Below are 16,079 nucleotides of genomic sequence, written 5' to 3' on the forward strand. Positions count from 1 at the left end.
GTGTAATTATGGAAATAGCAGTTTATTTAGATGATGATAGAAATATTATCGGTGTAAACAATACAAGCAATATTGCTGCTGAAACGCAGGCAAATGAAAAAGGTTGGACACTAATTCAAAATAGTGATCCAGCCTTTTCAATCGATGAGATGTTTAAGTGGACGGTCAGAGAATCTGATAATAAATTAGTCCACATTTCAACAGGTATGACACCTGATGAAGAAACAACTCAAGCTAATGCATTACTTGGTAAGAATGTTGGTCAAGCAATCGTGACAGCTAATAGTGCTGATAAAAAAGCAGATAGTGCTATCGCTAGTGCGGCACAATTGGGGAAACTTATAGCACCACTTTTAGCAACATCACAAACTAATTCAAATACAACAAATGGAGGTACTAATTAATGTTTGATTTTATTAAATTGATGTTCAATATTGGTGGTTATGATAATGAAGGAGTGGCTTATTTTGTAAAATTAGGCAATATCACTGTCGATCAATATAAACAAATCACAAATGAAGATTATAAGAGTGATAAAGAAGGAGTAGCCTAACGGCTACTCTTTTTTGTGTATCGAAAGAAGATGATTACTTTTGAGATATTTAAAACATAATAGATTTTGGTTCATGACTGGACTAGAAACCTTAATTCTTGGCCTCATCTTTGCCATAACGGATAATTTCATGGATCATCCACCACATTCTCCTGAAATTATTTCTGAGGTAAATAAGCCTATTTATTCAATGATATTGATATTTATTGGATTGTTCGTTGTAGTAGTTTGTAACAACGAATTAAAAGGGAAGCTAAGATTAATAGTTACTTTTCTGCTTTCGTTTGTGTGGCTTTTCTATTCAATTATATTTTTGATTCATGATCTATTTGCACCTGTGTTTGTTCCACACCTGGACACGATATTAGTTTGCGCTGTCGCCATCCGAATAACTGCTGAAGCTATGTGGGGTGATACCAGGTGACTGACCTAATTAAAATTATTGTATCTGCCGTTGGTGGTGCTATTGTCGGTGGTTTCTTCAATGTTTGGCTTCAACACGTTAAAAATCAAGGTGGTAATGAAAAAGTCTATGCTGAATACTCTGAAGATATGTATCAAAGAACCAAAAAGGCAATGGACGAACGTGACGATTTAAAGCAGCAAGTTATTGAAATGCGAGTTCAAATTTCTGAACAAAGTAAAACTATTAAAAAACAAAGTAAGGTAATCGACGGCCTTACAGCTCAAGTCGAAAAATTAAGCACTCAATTTAAATCAATGGAGGATAAAAATGAAAAAAAGTAAATTAACATTAGATGTCCACTCAAAAGCGTGGTGGGTATCTCTAATCTCTTTGATATTAGTGTTTGGTCAACAAATTGGCCATTTATTTGGTTGGGAAATCACATCTGACCAAATTAATCAAATTATGGGAATAGTAAACACTATTCTATTGATTGGTGGTTCACTTGGGTTGATTACAGACACATCTAAAGGGAGTACTAACAGTAATACTCCCACGGAAGTTAAAACACCGGCTTATTCAAATTCAACAAATTTAAGGAGGAACTAGCATGACTAAATATTTTGCAGACATTTCGAGCTATCAAAGAGATGATTTAGCATTCTTCCAAAATTTTGTAAATTCAGGTGTTCAAAGCGTTTTGATCAAAACAACTCAAGGAAGCGCTAATGGATCTAATTATTTAAGTCCTAAAGCACTAACTCAAACTAGGAATGCAATTAAAGCTGGCATGAACGTCGGATTCTATCATTATTTCTTGGCTATTAGTGTTACTGATGCAATCAATGAAGCAAAATTCTTTGAACAATCGGTTACTAATTTAGGTTATGGAAAAGATACACCGCTTTGCGTTGATGTTGAGGATCCATCATTAAATACGTCGGCAGTAGCAAGCTATGTTGATACTTTCATTAATTACCTTGAAACACAAGGCTATACAAATGTGTTCCAATACAGTATGGCAAGCTGGTTCAACCAAGGCATTTTAAACGCTAACAAGCATAGAACTTGGGTAGCTTCTTATGGTTCTGCAGATTGTGGAACCCGAGGCAATATCATTGGTTGGCAATACACATCGAAATGGGGTGGTAGTTCTCAAGATATGAGTTATGATTGGGGAATTTTTGATAAACAGCCAACTAAAACTGAAGCAGTCACACAACCTACAGTTGAACCTGAAAAGTCAAAGGTAGAAAATGTCATTAAGCTAACTGAACAAACCCATTCAGTGGATAGATTAGGCATTGAACGACCTGAAACATATGATGCAGGCTCAACTTGGAAAAGTTCTGATATTGTAATGATCAACAACGAACCTCACTATCAAATTGCTACCGATATTTTCGTGCCAATCTCTAAGACCACTTTTAAAGATTTAATCACTGTTAAATATTTGGACGATTCACCGGCACCTGTCTTTGATAGTAAGGGAAACCGAGTACAGAACGCGTCTGTCAGCACTGGTAAATCCTTCAAAACCGCTGGATTCAAAGTCATCAATGATATTCCGATGGCTAAGATTGCTACTGATCAATTTATTCCGTTCGAATATACTTCTGGCTCAAAATTTGAATAGTTTGACATTTAGATTAATCGTAGTAGTATAACAAACATTATATTTCAAGGAGGTAAACATATGAAATATCGTGTTCAATTAGACATGGTTTCACAATTGTTTACCGTTTCAGATAAAGACAATTCAAGTGTTTCAGCAAACGGTAAGACAATTTTAGAAGCCGTGAACAAACTTCAAAATAAATAAAAAAGCCCATCATCTATTAATTTAGGTGGTGGGTTTTTTTGTTTGTCTAGAAATAATTAAAAAAGTCTTTACATTATACGTATAAGCGTATATAATATAATTGTAAAGAGATAAAGGAAGAAGATTAGAAATGGCAAAAGTTTCAGCTGCACAAAGAAAAGCCAGCGATAAATGGGATCGGAAAAATAAAGAGCGAAAGCAGTATATTAATCGAAGATCTACTGCCAGAAATTTTATAAAAAATCAAGCTACTAAAGAGGATGTAGATGAATTTAAAATCCTATTAAAAAATAGAGAAAAAGAGTTATAATTCTCTTTACATTATACGTATATGCGTATATAATAGAACTTGTAAAGAGATAGAGATAAAAACAAAGGAGAACATAAAAATGACTGTTAAATTTGATGAAGTAGACGCTAAGAATTACGATGTATTGGTAAACGAGAACGATTACGGAAAGCTTACATTTGATGAAGAACAAGGCGCTTGGGTTCTATGGCCTAATTCAATTGATGACGGTGTTACATATTTTGAGGATCTCGAAGAGACAAAAGAAGCCATTGCTGATGAAATTAAGGATTATTCAGAAAATAACTAAATTGTTCTTACGCTAGATGTTTTACCGTTTATGGGTAGAAAAACATAATAAAAAGTAAGACTTTGCGCATATTTTGCGCATATTTCAAATGGGAATTGATATATAGGCTTTTTAAAATCCTGTACTCTCCTTAAATAAGCAATTTTAGAACACTTCTAAGTGTTCTATTTTTTTACCTTAAAACGCTAAAAGTACCGATACAATAGGGATAAGGGAAACTTTTTTATTTTAAAAAAATATAAACATTTTCTAATATATTCTAGCAATAGAAATTCTATTGTCCCACAGTTGTCCCAATTGTCCCAATCTAGCATGTTTTGGGACAATTACTGTTATATCAACGTTTACTTAGACAATTCATTTAAAGCATTAATAGTTTTATCTTGCTGTTCAATATTTTGTTCTTTTAATAAATGTTCATATGCACGCATGGTAATGGCTGTATTTTTATGTCCTAGCAATTCTGAAACGTATTTAATCTGAACACCCTTAGACAATAGATACGAGGCTAGGGTATGACGTAGGCCATGTGTGGCTATCTGCTGTTTACGAGGTATGTTTATTTCATCTTGAATTAAAGTAAGGGTTTTAATACAACCTGTATCACTTGGAATCTTGCAGTCGAATGATTTAAAAACTGCATTTTCAGGATCACGATACTTGTTAGCAAGTTGCCATTTAGATTGTTCGAGTTTTAGTTGTTTTAGAATTATAGATAGTTCTGGCAATATAGGAACTGTTCTAATAGAACTAGGAGTTTTAGTCCTAGGTACAATTTTCTTTTCTTTTTGGTAATCATAAATGTTTTTAACATATAGTTCTTTCTTTTCAAAATTAACATTATCCCAAGTCAAACCACCGATTTCTTCAAAGCGCAATCCAGTGTAAGCACCGGTTAAAATCAAGTAGTAGGTAATTGCAGAATAAGATTTGTTTTTGTCAGCATAATCAATTAATTTTTTAAAATTATCAATGGATAAAAATTTTACTGCACGTTTTTTACTGGGAGCACCATTGATTGTTACTTTACGAGTGAAGTCGGAATAAATGATTTGATCGTCAATTGCGTCTTGAATACATGAACGGATTATTGAGTTAGTTTTTTTACAAGTGACCGTTGAACGCGTTTTTTGATAGTCATTCATAAATGTTTGATAGTCCATTTTAGATATGTCAGTTATTTTTGTATCAGGGAAGTAGTTATCTATAACTTCCGCAATATTGTTAAAACGGTTCATGGAAGAATAGCCAACGTTTGGCTTTTTATATACTTCAACCCATTTTTTATAATAATCATTGATAGTAACATCTTGTTTATCAAGACTAGATCCATGACGCATTTGTATTTCCATTTCTTCTGCGGCGTGACGTGCCTCTGTTTTGGTAGAGAAACCACCCTTAACATATCTTTTATTATTGCCTTGTTTATCTTGGTAACCAATTTTGTATCTATAAGATTTACCATGCTTTTCTATCGTTGCCATAATAAAGACCTCTTTAAGTCGTTTTTGGGCAAAAATAAATAAGCCTACTTGAGACTTAGATTTATTTTTGTTGTTTAGCCGATTATTCGTACTGATTATTAATATCTCTTTCAACACGTAATCTAAACTCAGCACTAATCTTTTTGTTTTTAGATTTATCCTTGGAATAGATGCCTTTGTTATTAAGAGCAATTATTGCAACAGTTTCAATGGATTCAATTTGATCGCCAAAATTATCTAAAGCAGTTCCCGTTTGAGAATAACTTAAATCAGAATTACCGGTCATCTCATCATCAACCTGATTTAACAAGGTACTTCCGATATTTCCATTGCCTTTTGCGTTAGCTTGTTTGGCTAATTTTTGTTCAGCATTAATTGAAAATTCAGGGAATCCACTATCACCGTATATTTTACTATCTGGAAGTGTCTTAGGATTATCCTCTGTGACTTGAGCTAAATAATATTCATAGCCATAGTTTATTTTTGCAACCAGCTGTTGTTCATCTGATAGTGTATTGTATTGGTCAATAGTAACGTGTGTATCACCATATTTCTTAAATGGCGCAAAGCTATAAAATAGGTATGATCCTACAAGGACCACAACCAGTGTAGATAAAATACATACAATAACTTTTTTCTTCTTAGACCAGTTCTTCATAATATTTCCCCCAAAGTATTAAATGAAATACAAAATAATTAATATTGGTATCGTAATGAATATAGTTAACATACATCCTATATGTGACATATTGCTTCCAGTTTTATTTAAGCTATCACTAGCCGATTGTAAACTGTTGGCAGCTTTACCCCAAGCGTTGTTATTTGCTAAGTATATTCTCTGCTGCTTACCTAATTCTTCTGGCGAAATTTGTACTTGTATTCCGCACTTTGGGCAAGTGGTTTCATTATGAAGCAATGGATATCCACACCTAATACAATGTGGATGAAAATCAATTAGTGGATCAGGCTTATTTTTGTCGTCTTTACTAAGATTAGCAAAAAGAATTGCTATTAATGCAACCGCAAGTATTACTAACAGTATGGCAAATTCTATAATTAATCCGAACAGAAATTAAAAAGCCCAAAGCAATCACTTACAATGGTAGTAGCTAATTCCAACCAATATAGGGAGTGATTACTTTGGGTACATCTACTTTATCACGTTTTCAACGTGGCGCACTAGCACAACTGGTCAATGAGGGGAATAAATCTTACCAAGTAATGGCTGACGCCTTAGGCGTCACCAAAGCTACGATTAGCTATGAGTTGGACCGGGTTAAACCTTATGATCCAGAATTAGCTCAGCAAGATGCAGATCGCAAAAGGCGGAATTGCGGTCGTCGTTCGATGCTGACGGCAGCATTAGCGACTTTAATTACCAATCACTTACGATTAACCTGGTCACCAGAAACCATTGCGGCCGCTTATAACTTGAGCACTGCGTCAATTTATAATTGGCTTAATCGTGGCTGGCTCCCCTTCAAATTGACTGATCTACCCAATCGGAATGTCCGCCAGCACCGAGTGAGCGAAAATCGTGGGAAATTTACAAGTGGGACTTCCATCGAACAACGGCCAACAACTGTTAATCAACGGTTAGCTTTTGGTCATTGGGAAGTAGATACGGTGCTTTCTAGTCGAGGTGAGTCACGATCATGTCTGGTTACATTCGTAGAACGTAAGACCCGACTTCTATGGGCCATCAAAGCCCCTAATAGAACGGCTAAGGCTCTAAACACCGCCTTTGGCAAGTTTATGGGGGCCTTCGGTCCCCAAGTAAAATCCATTACTGTTGATCATGGTAAAGAGTTTGCCAATTATCAGGCCTTAGAACAGGATTATCAGATCAAAGTTTATTTTTGCCATCCATATTCACCATGGGAGCGAGGTTCCAATGAATATTTTAATAGACGGTTACGCTGGTTCTTCCCGAAAAAGACCAATTTTAGCCAAGTAACGACTGATGAGATCCTAGCAGCACTTGAACTAATTAATCAACGACCATTAAAAATACATCATCAACAGACTGCCATTGAAAGATTCCGGGCTTGTTCGGATTAAACTTGTAATTTGCCGTATAAAAAACATTATGTTTCCCCCATAAGATATATTTAATCAATTTAAGTATATCAAAAAGGGATGTATTAAAAGCTAATTCATTACCATTTTCTTCTTTACTATATATTCGTATCTTAGAGGAATGCAGAATTGTTGAAGGAACATAATGTAGTTATTAAATTGGATGTCATTATCACGACAATACTGTAGTAGTAAATCGATTGCTACCCTATTAGCAGCTCCCTCAGAACTAATCTTTCCAGTATTTGAGTGGTCATACATGTAGCAAGTATCACCGTTGAGCATATGACCAATTTCATGAGCTACCATCATTGGTAATTCTTCTTGCTTGTACCAATTCGTATTAATGAACATCATGTTTCGCTCCGGTATAGCTAAAGAGGGCCAGTCTGAATCTATTCCATTAAGTAATTCAAATCCTATGTGGTGATATAATGCGTAATTGAGCAAATATGTTGTAACATCACCCATATATTATTTTCCCCCATCTAAGATACGTCTAATCATTTCTAATTCTTCTGGTGGTATTTCTCTACCACCATAGCTCATGACTGTACTCTCCTTATTAGAATTAAATAATTATTTGAAGTACATATTGTACGGATGAGTGTGTAAAAGAAGGGATGCCCTTAAAAAAGGGGTCTCTTTTTTTATTAATTCTTGAATTTTTTAGTAAACCATCATAGAATGTAATCGTTTACAATAGGAGGGCTGAAATATGAAAATGAAAAAAGAAATCGTCTTTTTTCTCTCTTTAAGTCTCTTTATGTTATTTGGTATTAAGTCACAATCTGTACAAGCGGCTGAAACCGATACATATCAAACTAGTAAGAGTAGCTATAAAACAGTGATTAACACTAGAGATAGTATGGTTAAGCTCTATGCAAAAGGTAACGATGGGGTTTTTAGAATAATTAGTAATAGAGTTCTGGGGCCATCATCTTCATGGGCAACAGATAAGCAAGTTTACAATGGTGTAGAAGCTGATGGAACTCATGCGACCCTTTATAGAGTTGCTACAAACGAATGGATGGCAAATAATTCCGATGGAACAGCTTTTGGATTTGAAGTAAGACTTCAAAATTTACCGGGACAAGTAGATAATTATCCACCATCAGATGCTAAAGTGATTACTGTGAAAAATGGCGTTAATGCACCTATTTATGATTCCTATGGACATAAGACAGATAAAACCTTACCTGCTAATAGTTCATGGTTAACAGACAGATACTATTCTTATGGTTCAGGTATACCATTGAATTTTGTGGCCTATAGAATTGGCAATAATCAATGGTTAAGTCTTGAAGATATTAATGTAACTGCAAGTTACTAGACGTACTCAAAAAGGTCGTATTTCATATAGAGATACGGCCTTTTGAATATTATTTATAATTACCGTTATAAAAGTAATCGTTAAGTTTGTAGTTCAAGCGATTATCCCAATAAACAGGGGATTGCATCATTAACTCATCATTTTGTGAAACAAAAGCAGGGTACGGAACTTTGTGCTCTAAAGTCTTAGCCGTGTAGAGAAAATCGGGATCTTTAACTCTATTCATATTGGATTGATAATTAGCAATCATCATGAACATCACTAATGCGTAGGAAAGAACAATTCCACTCATAATGATTTTAAAAATTTTATGAGTCAAAGTGGTCATGTCGATAATTGCGATGGCTTTGTTGACATAAATAATTCCTAGAATATACAAAAAGACAAATGAACTAAAATATTCACGAATAAAGATCGGTGACAAGATGAATAAAAAAGGAATGAATAAGGCAACTGTGCTAAACAAATAAAAATAAGTGTCATAATTTTTAAGGACTAACAACGTGGACGCAATTAAGAAAAGATAAAATAGTATTCCAAATAGGCCATCAATTAAAGCAAGCTTATGATTTACTTGAAAAAATTGATAGTTAATATAGTTAATTTTACAATTCAACTTGAGATATAAATTAACTGATAAATAGTAAATTATAAAGAAGACAGCGGAAATAATAATAAAATATTGAATTCGCTTACTTTTGACTTCTTTTAAAGCAATAACAATCAATGATAAGCAGATTAGAGTGATAATAAAATAATTAAAAGTGATTATCCAAAAATGTGTCGTATTAACATAACTTTCAAAGTATTTGTCCAGTGAAAATGAAACTTTGCGATATTCATTTCTACTGAAGTAATAGGCTGGATTGACAAACATGAAAATCGCAGAGGACACGGCACCAAGTGTATATGCATAAACAATATTTTTTGATAAATTATTATTCTTACGTTTGTTCCAAATTTTAATGAAATATATAGATAGAAGGCCGACAAAAATTTGATAAAGCGTCATGTGTTCGACAAATAAACCACCTATAAATGACATGAGAAAGAAAAAAGCTGTAGGCGAACTGTAATTGGTTTTAATATACTTTTTGAACATGATACAGTAGAGCAATAGTAGGGTAATCGGTGGTAAATAATTGACGAATCCAGCAAACCACATGAAAATACTTTGAATATAACCAGACTGTAAAGTGATAAAGAAGGCTAATGCCATAGTCAAAGATACTCTAGTACGGCCAGTTAAGTACCATAAACACCAAATAAAGATCGTAATGATACCAGCGTAAAAGATTGCCGCAAAAATTGAACTGTGCATGATTAAAATTTCTAAAAGGTTACCTAAATAACGTCCATTAGAGCTGCCACCAAATGAAGAGTCTAATCCATAGAAATGATGTGTTAGTAAATAGTGTCCCGGCTTGCCCCACCAAAAGAAATCGTCACCAGCTGGAATAATTAAGAATGACGTAATGAGAAAATATAAGTATAAAATTGAAAAAATAACTTTATTATTTAGATGAAATTTGAAAGACCTATTCATGAATAAACACTCACCCCAGTTTAAAACCCATAGCTTATGTATATATTATGATGTGGATGATAAGTTTTCAATAAGTTATAAATAATTTTGCTTAAATAAATATATAAAAAGACATCAATATTTGCTTATTGATGTCTTTTTGTACACTGAACTTATTATTTTCTTAAAGGCTTAAAATTAATTATTCGACATTATTTAATTATTAATTTAATATAGCTACACCAATTGTTAAATATGTAGCAAATAATATCCAAATTAGATAAGGGATTAGTAAGTTACTGGCAAGCCGATTGATCCGTCTAAAAAATACGATACACAGAAAAACGACAATATCTAATATTAAAATTATTATTAATCCCCAAATGTAATGTTCATTGAAGAAAACAATTGACCAAATAAAGTTAAGAAGTAGTTGTAGCCAAAAGAGAATTGATGATACTGTTTTCACACGCTTAGGAGCCCGATTTGAGAAAATAATTAGATAACCTGCGACCGCAATTAAAAAATAGAGTATCGACCAAACAATACCGAAAACATAGTCTGGTGGCGACAATGGTGGTAGATTCAATACATTATATTTGAGTTTTATGTTACCAGCAAAAGCTGAAGATAAGCTCCCCAACAATTCAACGATGACTATAAAGATTATTAAAGAGAATATCCCTTTTTTGATACCTAACTTTTCCATGATCCGCCTCCTCTAAGTTTTTATTAATTGTATTAAATTGAGGAGTAAATTTACAAGGAAAGAACAATTTGATATTTGCAAGTAAAGGAGCATTAGAAATAGATGATTTTTTCATAATGGTGGAGTAATAAATAATTGATTCTAATCTAAGCAAGCGCTATCATAAATACGAACTGGATAGTAAATGAGTGATTGGGATCACTTTGGAAACATGTAGGAACTACGTGAACCTACTTAGTCCGTTTAGTTTGATGAGGACTGAGTAGGCTTTTTTGTGTAAAGATTAAAAATATTTGGTGAATTGTATTATGCGTATTACTTGAAGGAATAGCATTTAAAAGATTATTGTTACCGTGAAAATATCACTATGTTATGTATAGTTTCGGGAGTGAAAATCATGGAATATGAACAGATGGATAAGCAAATTATTCAAGGTGTGGGTGGAAAAGAAAACGTCAAATCTGTTATTCATTGTGCTACACGGTTGAGATTTGTTTTATATGATGAGTCAAAAGCAGATGATAAAAAAATCGAAAATATTCCAGGAATCCTGCAACTGGTTAAACATGCCGGACAGTATCAGATTGTCATTGGAGGACATATTGAGGACGTTTATAACAAGTTAATTGATATGTTAGATTTTGACGATGTGTCTAATAATTCGTATAATCCTCAGAAACTCTCAAAGAAGCAAAGTTCAGTGGACAAGTTGATTGAAACGGTTACAGGAATACTTTCTCCGGCAATTCCTTTATTGGCGGGGGCAGGAATGGGAAAGGTTCTGCTTTTAGTTCTAAATCTGATGGGTGTATTATCATCCAAAGGCCAAACTTATATTATGCTGAATCTGATATTTGACACTGGGTATTATTTTATGCCAGCTTTTATTGGATTCTCTGCCGCCAAGGTTTTTAAAACCAATCAAATTTTGGGAGCTTTTATCGGATTAGTGACAGTTAATCCTAATTGGGTAGCGATGGTAGCTGCTGGTAAGCCAATACATTTTTTAGGATTACCAATCGACTTAGTATCGTATTCTTCAACCTTTATTCCCGCTATCTTGTCAGTATGGGCTATGTCCTATATTGAGAAAATCGTTAAAAGAGTTACTCCTGACGTTATTAAGGTATTTGCGGAACCAATGTTAATCATCCTGTTTACAGCACCGCTGACTTTTTTAATCATTGGTCCTGTTGCTAATTTAATTTCTAAAGGTATCGCCAATGGCAGTATGTTTTTATATAACAGTGTGGGAATGATTGCTATCCCAATATTAGCTGGTCTTTATCCCTGGTTAGTTTCGATGGGAGTTCACAAGGCCCTGAGTCCAATTAGTATTCAATTGTTGATCTCTAAAGGTTACGATCCAATTGTTCGAGTAGCAGCTTTATGTTCAAATATGTCTCAAGCAGCCGCCAATTTAGCAGTTGGATTAAAAACTAAAAATTAAGAAGTTTGGCCTTGTCATCCAGTGCTACTGCGTATTTAGGTGGTATCACTGAACCGGCAATGTTTGGTGTTAATTTAAAATTAAAAAAGCCAATGTATGGTGCCATGATTGGTGGCGCTGTTGCCGGAATATTTGCCGGATTTATGAAAATGAAGGCATTTGTTTATGTCACACCTGGTCTGCTGAGTTTGCCTATGTGGGTTTCGAAGACTGAGAACTTCATATTACCCGCAATTATGACAATTGTAGTTTCCAGTTTAGTAACTTTTGTGGCTACTTGGTTGATTGGGTTTGAGGATCCGGTAGATGATCCGGATCTTAAATTTGAAAAAAATAACGCTAATAAACAAACTAATGCAAAACAAACACTCAAGAGTCCTGTTGAAGGAAAAGTAATTGCCTTGAGTAAAGTTAATGATAAAACTTTTTCCAGTGGCATTATGGGTAAAGGAATTGCGGTTATTCCTAATTCTGGAAAAGTGATTGCACCAACCGATGGTAAGGTGGTAGCGTCTTTTGCAACCGGACATGCCATCGGGATTCACCTAGATAATAATGCTGATCTGTTGATTCATATAGGAATTGACACGGCAGAATTAAAGGGAAAGTATTTTCAAACATTAGTTCAAAAAGGTGAACGATTTTCTGCTGGTCAGGAATTATTAAGATTTGATGTTGAAGGTATTAAGAAATCGGGGTATGACCCTACAGTTATGGTTATTGTACTCAATAGTAGCGATTTCCTAGAAATATCACCAATTCCTGAAGTGGAGAAGGAGGTTACCATAAATAACAATTTGTTGATGTTAGCGTAGTAGGAGGCTCTTATGAAAAGTTATCAGATTGATCCTGATTTTCTATGGGGAGTTGCTACGTCTGCCAACCAAGTGGAAGGTGGTTGGAATGAAGACGGTAAAGGAATGTCAATTGCTGATTGTTTAAGATATCGTCCCCAATTGGATGTCACTAATTATAAAGCTACTAATTCAATAAGTAGTAGACAAGTTAAAGAAGCCATGTCTGATCTTTCGACGAAAAATTGGGCTAAACGCCATGGTGTAGATTTCTATCATAATTATCATGAAGATATTAAGCAATTGGCCGCTATGGGTATTTCGGCTTTTAGATTTTCAATCAGTTGGGCCAGAATTTTTCCCAATGGTGATGACCAAGAACCTAATCAAGCCGGGCTAGATTATTATCTAGACCTAGTTAAAGAAATGAATAAGTACAATATTGAACCAATTATGACGTTGTCGCATTATGAAATTCCTTTGAATTTAGTTTTGAATTACGACGCCTGGTATGATCGTCGTGTGATTGGTTTCTTTGACAGATTTGCCAAAACGGTCATTGACTATTTACACGATTATGTAAAATATTGGATTCCTATTAATGAAATTGACAGCATCGTCCGTCATCCGTTTTCATCAGCAGGTTTAATCAAAGATCGGTTCCCTAATAAAAATTTTAAAAATGTTATTTATCAAGCAATGCACAACCAATTTGTGGCTTCGGCAAGAATCATCAAATATTGTCATGAAACTTATCCTGATTTAAAGATTGGTTGTATGATCACTAGTACAATGGTCTATCCATACAATAGTGATCCAAGAAATGTTTTGAGAGCTACTGAAATCATGAGAAATGTCTATGCTTTTAGTGATATCCAAATTAGAGGTCAATATCCTAAGTATCTTTTGAAGAAGTTAAAAGAAGAAGATATTAAAATCGAAGAAAAAGCAGAGGATGCGGATCTAATTAAAAGAAATACGGCCGATTTTATTGCTTTTAGTTATTACTCATCGGTTTGCACAGCCTATGATACAAGTGGTTTACAGGTAACTAAGGCTAATCGAATCAATGGAGTTTATAATAAGTATCTTCCTGAAAGTGAATGGGGTTGGCAGATTGATCCGATTGGTTTGAGACTTTCATTAATTAAACTTTATGATAGGTATCAAAAACCACTATTTATTGTAGAAAATGGTCTGGGTGCTTCAGATGTCTTAATGAGTGATAAAAAAGTTCACGATGACTATCGTATTTGTTATTTACGAGATCACATTCATCAAATGCTAATTTCCTTAGTTGAAGATGGAATTGAACTAATTGGCTACTGTGTCTGGGGTACTACCGATATGATTTCTGCTTCATCTAATCAAATTTCCAAACGTTATGGATTGATTTATGTAGATTTGGATGATGAAGGTAATGGAACTTACAAGCGTTATAGAAAAGACAGTTATTATTGGTATAAAAAATTGTTATCCTTTGGAAATAAGATCCCAATGTCTTTTTTTGATGAACCATTAACGCATGTGAATGAATCAGCTGTTAGTTAGAATGGATGTAAGCTGATTCCTGAGACAACTTTTAAGAGAGGGTATAATGAATAAATCGTCTCTCAAAAGGAAGGAATTTTTACATGCCAACTCGTTACGACAAAGAATTCAAACAAAACATCATCAACCTATATAAGCAAGGCGAATCAGCTGCCCAACTGGCCAGAGAATATGGCATTGGCTATTCAACCGTTCATAAGTGGATCCAGGGCCAAGCCAAAACTCAATCCGGTAAATTGCCAGACGAAATTAAAGCGATGGAAAAGCGGCTGGCTTCCCTGTCTGAGGAGAACGAAATCCTAAAAAAAGCCCTGGGCTTCCTTGCGCAGAAGTAACCAATATTTTTGATTACATTCACCAAGAAAGCCATCACCACCAGGTAACTAAGATGTGCCGAATCCTCGGTGTTTCCAGAGCTCAGTATTATCGTTATCGATCCCCAAAGCCTTCAAAACGCCGGGCCGAAGATGCGGACTTAAAACAACGGATTCTGCGGATCTTTGCGGAATTTAAGCAGCGATACGGTGTTATGAAGATCCACCATGAATTGAATCTGGAACTTCAACCACTGCAGCGTCGGTGCAGCCCAAGACGGATTTCCCGGCTCATGAAGGAACTGGATATCCACTCCGTTACCGTCAATAAATGGAAAGCGGCTTCGGCTTCCAAAACCAAGGTTGAACAGCGTCCCAACTTGCTTAAGCAGGATTTCTCGACCACTGGTTTAAATCAAAAATGGACCGCTGATATGACCTATATTCAAACGAAGCGTAATGGCTGGTGTTACTTATCAACCATCATGGATCTGCACTCAAGACGAATTATCGGCTATTCATTCTCAAAAAAGATGGATACTGATTTAGTCTTAAAGACCCTGGAAAGCGCGGTTAAAAATCGAACCATTACTGGGGACCTGATTATCCACACAGACTTAGGATCACAGTACACCAGCGATGATTACAACCAACGGTTAACAGAACTACATATCCGCCACTCTTACAGCCGTAAGGGGTGTCCATACGATAATGCACCAATGGAATCTTTTCATGCTTCCCTCAAAAAGGAATGTGTTTATCCAGTGCCGGTCTTTGAGAATTATGAAACTGCCGCTGCTGTCCTTTTTGAATATGTGCATGCTTTCTACAATAGGAAGAGAATTCATAGTTCACTGGGCTACCAGACCCCCTTACAAGTTGAAATCGCAACACTTGCGAGCCAAATGGCCGCCTGATTTAATGCTTTCCAGGGTTCAAATAAGTTATTAATCACGATTAATGATTTATTTGAGCTGTGGAAGGTAAACGCGGTTCTGAATGTCTCTTAAAACCTGTCTCAAATATTGACTTCAATCCACAGCCCCTATTAAGAGATTCAAGTAAAGGAAGATATACCTTGAATACTTAATAAAGGCTGTTTTTTTAATTATATGTTACTGAATTCTTGTTCTTCATCTGAATGAACATTATTGTGCTTATGTTTGATTTTCATCTGATTGGATGCGGACACTTGATGGACAACAAAACTACTATCATTCGTATGCGGATGAACAATAAAAAAATCGCAAATAATCATTGCCGAAGTGAAAAAGATGTTTAACCTAATTATCTTTTTTAGATGTTTTTTCAATTATTACTCCTAATTTTTTTAACTATTATATCCAGAAAAAGGAAAACTAGTTATTTTAGAGCTTAAAAAAAGACACTGCCGAGGAGCAGTGCCGTTAAGTTAGAAGAATTATTCTATAGAAGGATTGTACTATTGAGAATATAATATT

At 34.7% G+C, this 16,079-nt stretch carries 18 protein-coding genes and 1 pseudogene; 14 read left to right on the forward strand and 5 right to left on the reverse strand.

Annotation, left to right across the window (positions count from 1 at the left end; translation table 11 throughout):
- Window positions 1–8: 8 nt before the first annotated feature.
- The 8 genes from ACI6PB_RS05375 to ACI6PB_RS05410 all read left to right on the forward strand — a co-directional run bounded on the left by ACI6PB_RS05375 (window position 9) and on the right by ACI6PB_RS05410 (window position 3,380).
- A complete protein-coding gene (locus ACI6PB_RS05375; RefSeq protein ID WP_334351947.1) occupies window positions 9–404 on the forward strand; it encodes a hypothetical protein in 396 nt (131 codons plus the stop codon).
- On the forward strand, window positions 404–553 hold the full coding sequence (locus ACI6PB_RS05380; protein WP_334351948.1) for an XkdX family protein: 150 nt from the start codon (window positions 404–406) through the stop codon (window positions 551–553). Before ACI6PB_RS05375 ends, ACI6PB_RS05380 begins: the two co-directional genes overlap by 1 nt.
- Window positions 554–973: 420 nt before the next feature.
- Complete coding sequence (locus ACI6PB_RS05385) at window positions 974–1,300, forward strand: hypothetical protein (RefSeq protein WP_334352936.1); 327 nt, start codon at window positions 974–976, stop codon at window positions 1,298–1,300.
- Entirely contained in the window at window positions 1,287–1,568 is a 282-nt protein-coding gene (locus ACI6PB_RS05390; RefSeq protein ID WP_334352935.1) for a phage holin, read from the forward strand. The genes ACI6PB_RS05385 and ACI6PB_RS05390 overlap by 14 nt, the downstream gene beginning before the upstream one ends.
- Window position 1,569: 1 nt before the next feature.
- On the forward strand, window positions 1,570–2,595 hold the full coding sequence (locus ACI6PB_RS05395; RefSeq protein WP_404327993.1) for a GH25 family lysozyme: 1,026 nt from the start codon (window positions 1,570–1,572) through the stop codon (window positions 2,593–2,595).
- Window positions 2,596–2,655: 60 nt separating this feature from the next.
- On the forward strand, window positions 2,656–2,781 hold the full coding sequence (locus ACI6PB_RS05400; protein ID WP_256970479.1) for a hypothetical protein: 126 nt from the start codon (window positions 2,656–2,658) through the stop codon (window positions 2,779–2,781).
- A gap of 130 nt (window positions 2,782–2,911) precedes the next feature.
- Complete coding sequence (locus tag ACI6PB_RS05405) at window positions 2,912–3,091, forward strand: hypothetical protein (RefSeq protein ID WP_404327889.1); 180 nt, start codon at window positions 2,912–2,914, stop codon at window positions 3,089–3,091.
- A gap of 79 nt (window positions 3,092–3,170) precedes the next feature.
- Complete coding sequence (locus ACI6PB_RS05410) at window positions 3,171–3,380, forward strand: hypothetical protein (RefSeq protein ID WP_404327992.1); 210 nt, start codon at window positions 3,171–3,173, stop codon at window positions 3,378–3,380.
- A gap of 344 nt (window positions 3,381–3,724) precedes the next feature.
- Here the strand turns inward: ACI6PB_RS05410 and ACI6PB_RS05415 are convergent, their stop codons facing one another.
- Window positions 3,725–4,864: a tyrosine-type recombinase/integrase gene (locus ACI6PB_RS05415; RefSeq protein WP_025086250.1), complete on the reverse strand. Its 1,140-nt coding sequence runs from the start codon at window positions 4,862–4,864 to the stop codon at window positions 3,725–3,727.
- 82 nt (window positions 4,865–4,946) lie between these two features.
- Window positions 4,947–5,522: a hypothetical protein gene (locus ACI6PB_RS05420; protein WP_309511004.1), complete on the reverse strand. Its 576-nt coding sequence runs from the start codon at window positions 5,520–5,522 to the stop codon at window positions 4,947–4,949.
- A gap of 482 nt (window positions 5,523–6,004) precedes the next feature.
- Here ACI6PB_RS05420 and ACI6PB_RS05425 point away from each other — a divergent pair, with 482 nt between their 5' ends.
- On the forward strand, window positions 6,005–6,925 hold the full coding sequence (locus ACI6PB_RS05425) for an IS30-like element ISLsa1 family transposase (RefSeq protein ID WP_404327580.1): 921 nt from the start codon (window positions 6,005–6,007) through the stop codon (window positions 6,923–6,925).
- Window positions 6,926–7,015: 90 nt separating this feature from the next.
- On the opposite strand, the gene ACI6PB_RS05430 is transcribed toward ACI6PB_RS05425, so the two are convergent.
- Window positions 7,016–7,414, reverse strand: coding sequence for a hypothetical protein (locus tag ACI6PB_RS05430; protein ID WP_025086247.1), 399 nt, complete (start codon window positions 7,412–7,414; stop codon window positions 7,016–7,018).
- 247 nt (window positions 7,415–7,661) lie between these two features.
- Here ACI6PB_RS05430 and ACI6PB_RS05435 point away from each other — a divergent pair, with 247 nt between their 5' ends.
- A complete protein-coding gene (locus ACI6PB_RS05435) occupies window positions 7,662–8,276 on the forward strand; it encodes a hypothetical protein (RefSeq protein WP_404351223.1) in 615 nt (204 codons plus the stop codon).
- A gap of 49 nt (window positions 8,277–8,325) precedes the next feature.
- On the opposite strand, the gene ACI6PB_RS05440 is transcribed toward ACI6PB_RS05435, so the two are convergent.
- Together ACI6PB_RS05440 and ACI6PB_RS05445 are read right to left on the reverse strand one after the other, a co-directional pair.
- The gene (locus tag ACI6PB_RS05440) at window positions 8,326–9,822 is read right to left on the reverse strand and encodes a hypothetical protein (protein WP_404327891.1); all 1,497 of its coding nucleotides are present in this window, start codon (window positions 9,820–9,822) and stop codon (window positions 8,326–8,328) included.
- Window positions 9,823–10,024: 202 nt separating this feature from the next.
- Window positions 10,025–10,510 carry a TspO/MBR family protein gene (locus ACI6PB_RS05445; protein WP_056955841.1) on the reverse strand — a complete coding sequence of 162 codons (486 nt, stop codon included), beginning with the start codon at window positions 10,508–10,510 and terminating at the stop codon, window positions 10,025–10,027.
- 397 nt (window positions 10,511–10,907) lie between these two features.
- Between ACI6PB_RS05445 and ACI6PB_RS05450 the strand changes: the two are divergent.
- The 4 genes and pseudogenes from ACI6PB_RS05450 (at window position 10,908) to ACI6PB_RS05465 (ending at window position 15,536) form a co-directional block, all read left to right on the forward strand.
- Window positions 10,908–12,775, forward strand: a pseudogene (locus tag ACI6PB_RS05450) (PTS beta-glucoside transporter subunit IIBCA).
- Between the two features lie 12 nt (window positions 12,776–12,787).
- A complete protein-coding gene (locus tag ACI6PB_RS05455) occupies window positions 12,788–14,305 on the forward strand; it encodes a glycoside hydrolase family 1 protein (protein ID WP_404327892.1) in 1,518 nt (505 codons plus the stop codon).
- 83 nt (window positions 14,306–14,388) lie between these two features.
- Entirely contained in the window at window positions 14,389–14,640 is a 252-nt protein-coding gene (locus ACI6PB_RS05460) for an IS3 family transposase (protein WP_057749582.1), read from the forward strand.
- Between the two features lie 17 nt (window positions 14,641–14,657).
- Window positions 14,658–15,536, forward strand: coding sequence for an IS3 family transposase (locus tag ACI6PB_RS05465; protein WP_309511212.1), 879 nt, complete (start codon window positions 14,658–14,660; stop codon window positions 15,534–15,536).
- Window positions 15,537–16,079 lie beyond the last annotated feature (543 nt).

Source organism: Companilactobacillus paralimentarius, from assembly GCF_963227125.1.
Taxonomy (GTDB): domain Bacteria; phylum Bacillota; class Bacilli; order Lactobacillales; family Lactobacillaceae; genus Companilactobacillus; species Companilactobacillus paralimentarius.

What these genes read in the sequence shown, in the direction of transcription:
- ACI6PB_RS05445 (WP_056955841.1), bottom strand. Translation starts at nt 10,510, where the DNA reads ATGGAAAAGTTAGGTATCAAAAAAGGGATATTCTCTTTAATAATCTTT.
- ACI6PB_RS05380 (WP_334351948.1), top strand. Translation starts at nt 404, where the DNA reads ATGTTTGATTTTATTAAATTGATGTTCAATATTGGTGGTTATGATAAT.
- ACI6PB_RS05435 (WP_404351223.1), top strand. Translation starts at nt 7,662, where the DNA reads ATGAAAATGAAAAAAGAAATCGTCTTTTTTCTCTCTTTAAGTCTCTTT.
- ACI6PB_RS05405 (WP_404327889.1), top strand. Translation starts at nt 2,912, where the DNA reads ATGGCAAAAGTTTCAGCTGCACAAAGAAAAGCCAGCGATAAATGGGAT.
- ACI6PB_RS05430 (WP_025086247.1), bottom strand. Translation starts at nt 7,414, where the DNA reads ATGGGTGATGTTACAACATATTTGCTCAATTACGCATTATATCACCAC.
- ACI6PB_RS05440 (WP_404327891.1), bottom strand. Translation starts at nt 9,822, where the DNA reads ATGAATAGGTCTTTCAAATTTCATCTAAATAATAAAGTTATTTTTTCA.
- ACI6PB_RS05400 (WP_256970479.1), top strand. Translation starts at nt 2,656, where the DNA reads ATGAAATATCGTGTTCAATTAGACATGGTTTCACAATTGTTTACCGTT.
- ACI6PB_RS05410 (WP_404327992.1), top strand. Translation starts at nt 3,171, where the DNA reads ATGACTGTTAAATTTGATGAAGTAGACGCTAAGAATTACGATGTATTG.
- ACI6PB_RS05395 (WP_404327993.1), top strand. Translation starts at nt 1,570, where the DNA reads ATGACTAAATATTTTGCAGACATTTCGAGCTATCAAAGAGATGATTTA.
- ACI6PB_RS05375 (WP_334351947.1), top strand. Translation starts at nt 9, where the DNA reads ATGGAAATAGCAGTTTATTTAGATGATGATAGAAATATTATCGGTGTA.
- ACI6PB_RS05460 (WP_057749582.1), top strand. Translation starts at nt 14,389, where the DNA reads ATGCCAACTCGTTACGACAAAGAATTCAAACAAAACATCATCAACCTA.
- ACI6PB_RS05390 (WP_334352935.1), top strand. Translation starts at nt 1,287, where the DNA reads ATGAAAAAAAGTAAATTAACATTAGATGTCCACTCAAAAGCGTGGTGG.
- ACI6PB_RS05455 (WP_404327892.1), top strand. Translation starts at nt 12,788, where the DNA reads ATGAAAAGTTATCAGATTGATCCTGATTTTCTATGGGGAGTTGCTACG.
- ACI6PB_RS05415 (WP_025086250.1), bottom strand. Translation starts at nt 4,864, where the DNA reads ATGGCAACGATAGAAAAGCATGGTAAATCTTATAGATACAAAATTGGT.
- ACI6PB_RS05420 (WP_309511004.1), bottom strand. Translation starts at nt 5,522, where the DNA reads ATGAAGAACTGGTCTAAGAAGAAAAAAGTTATTGTATGTATTTTATCT.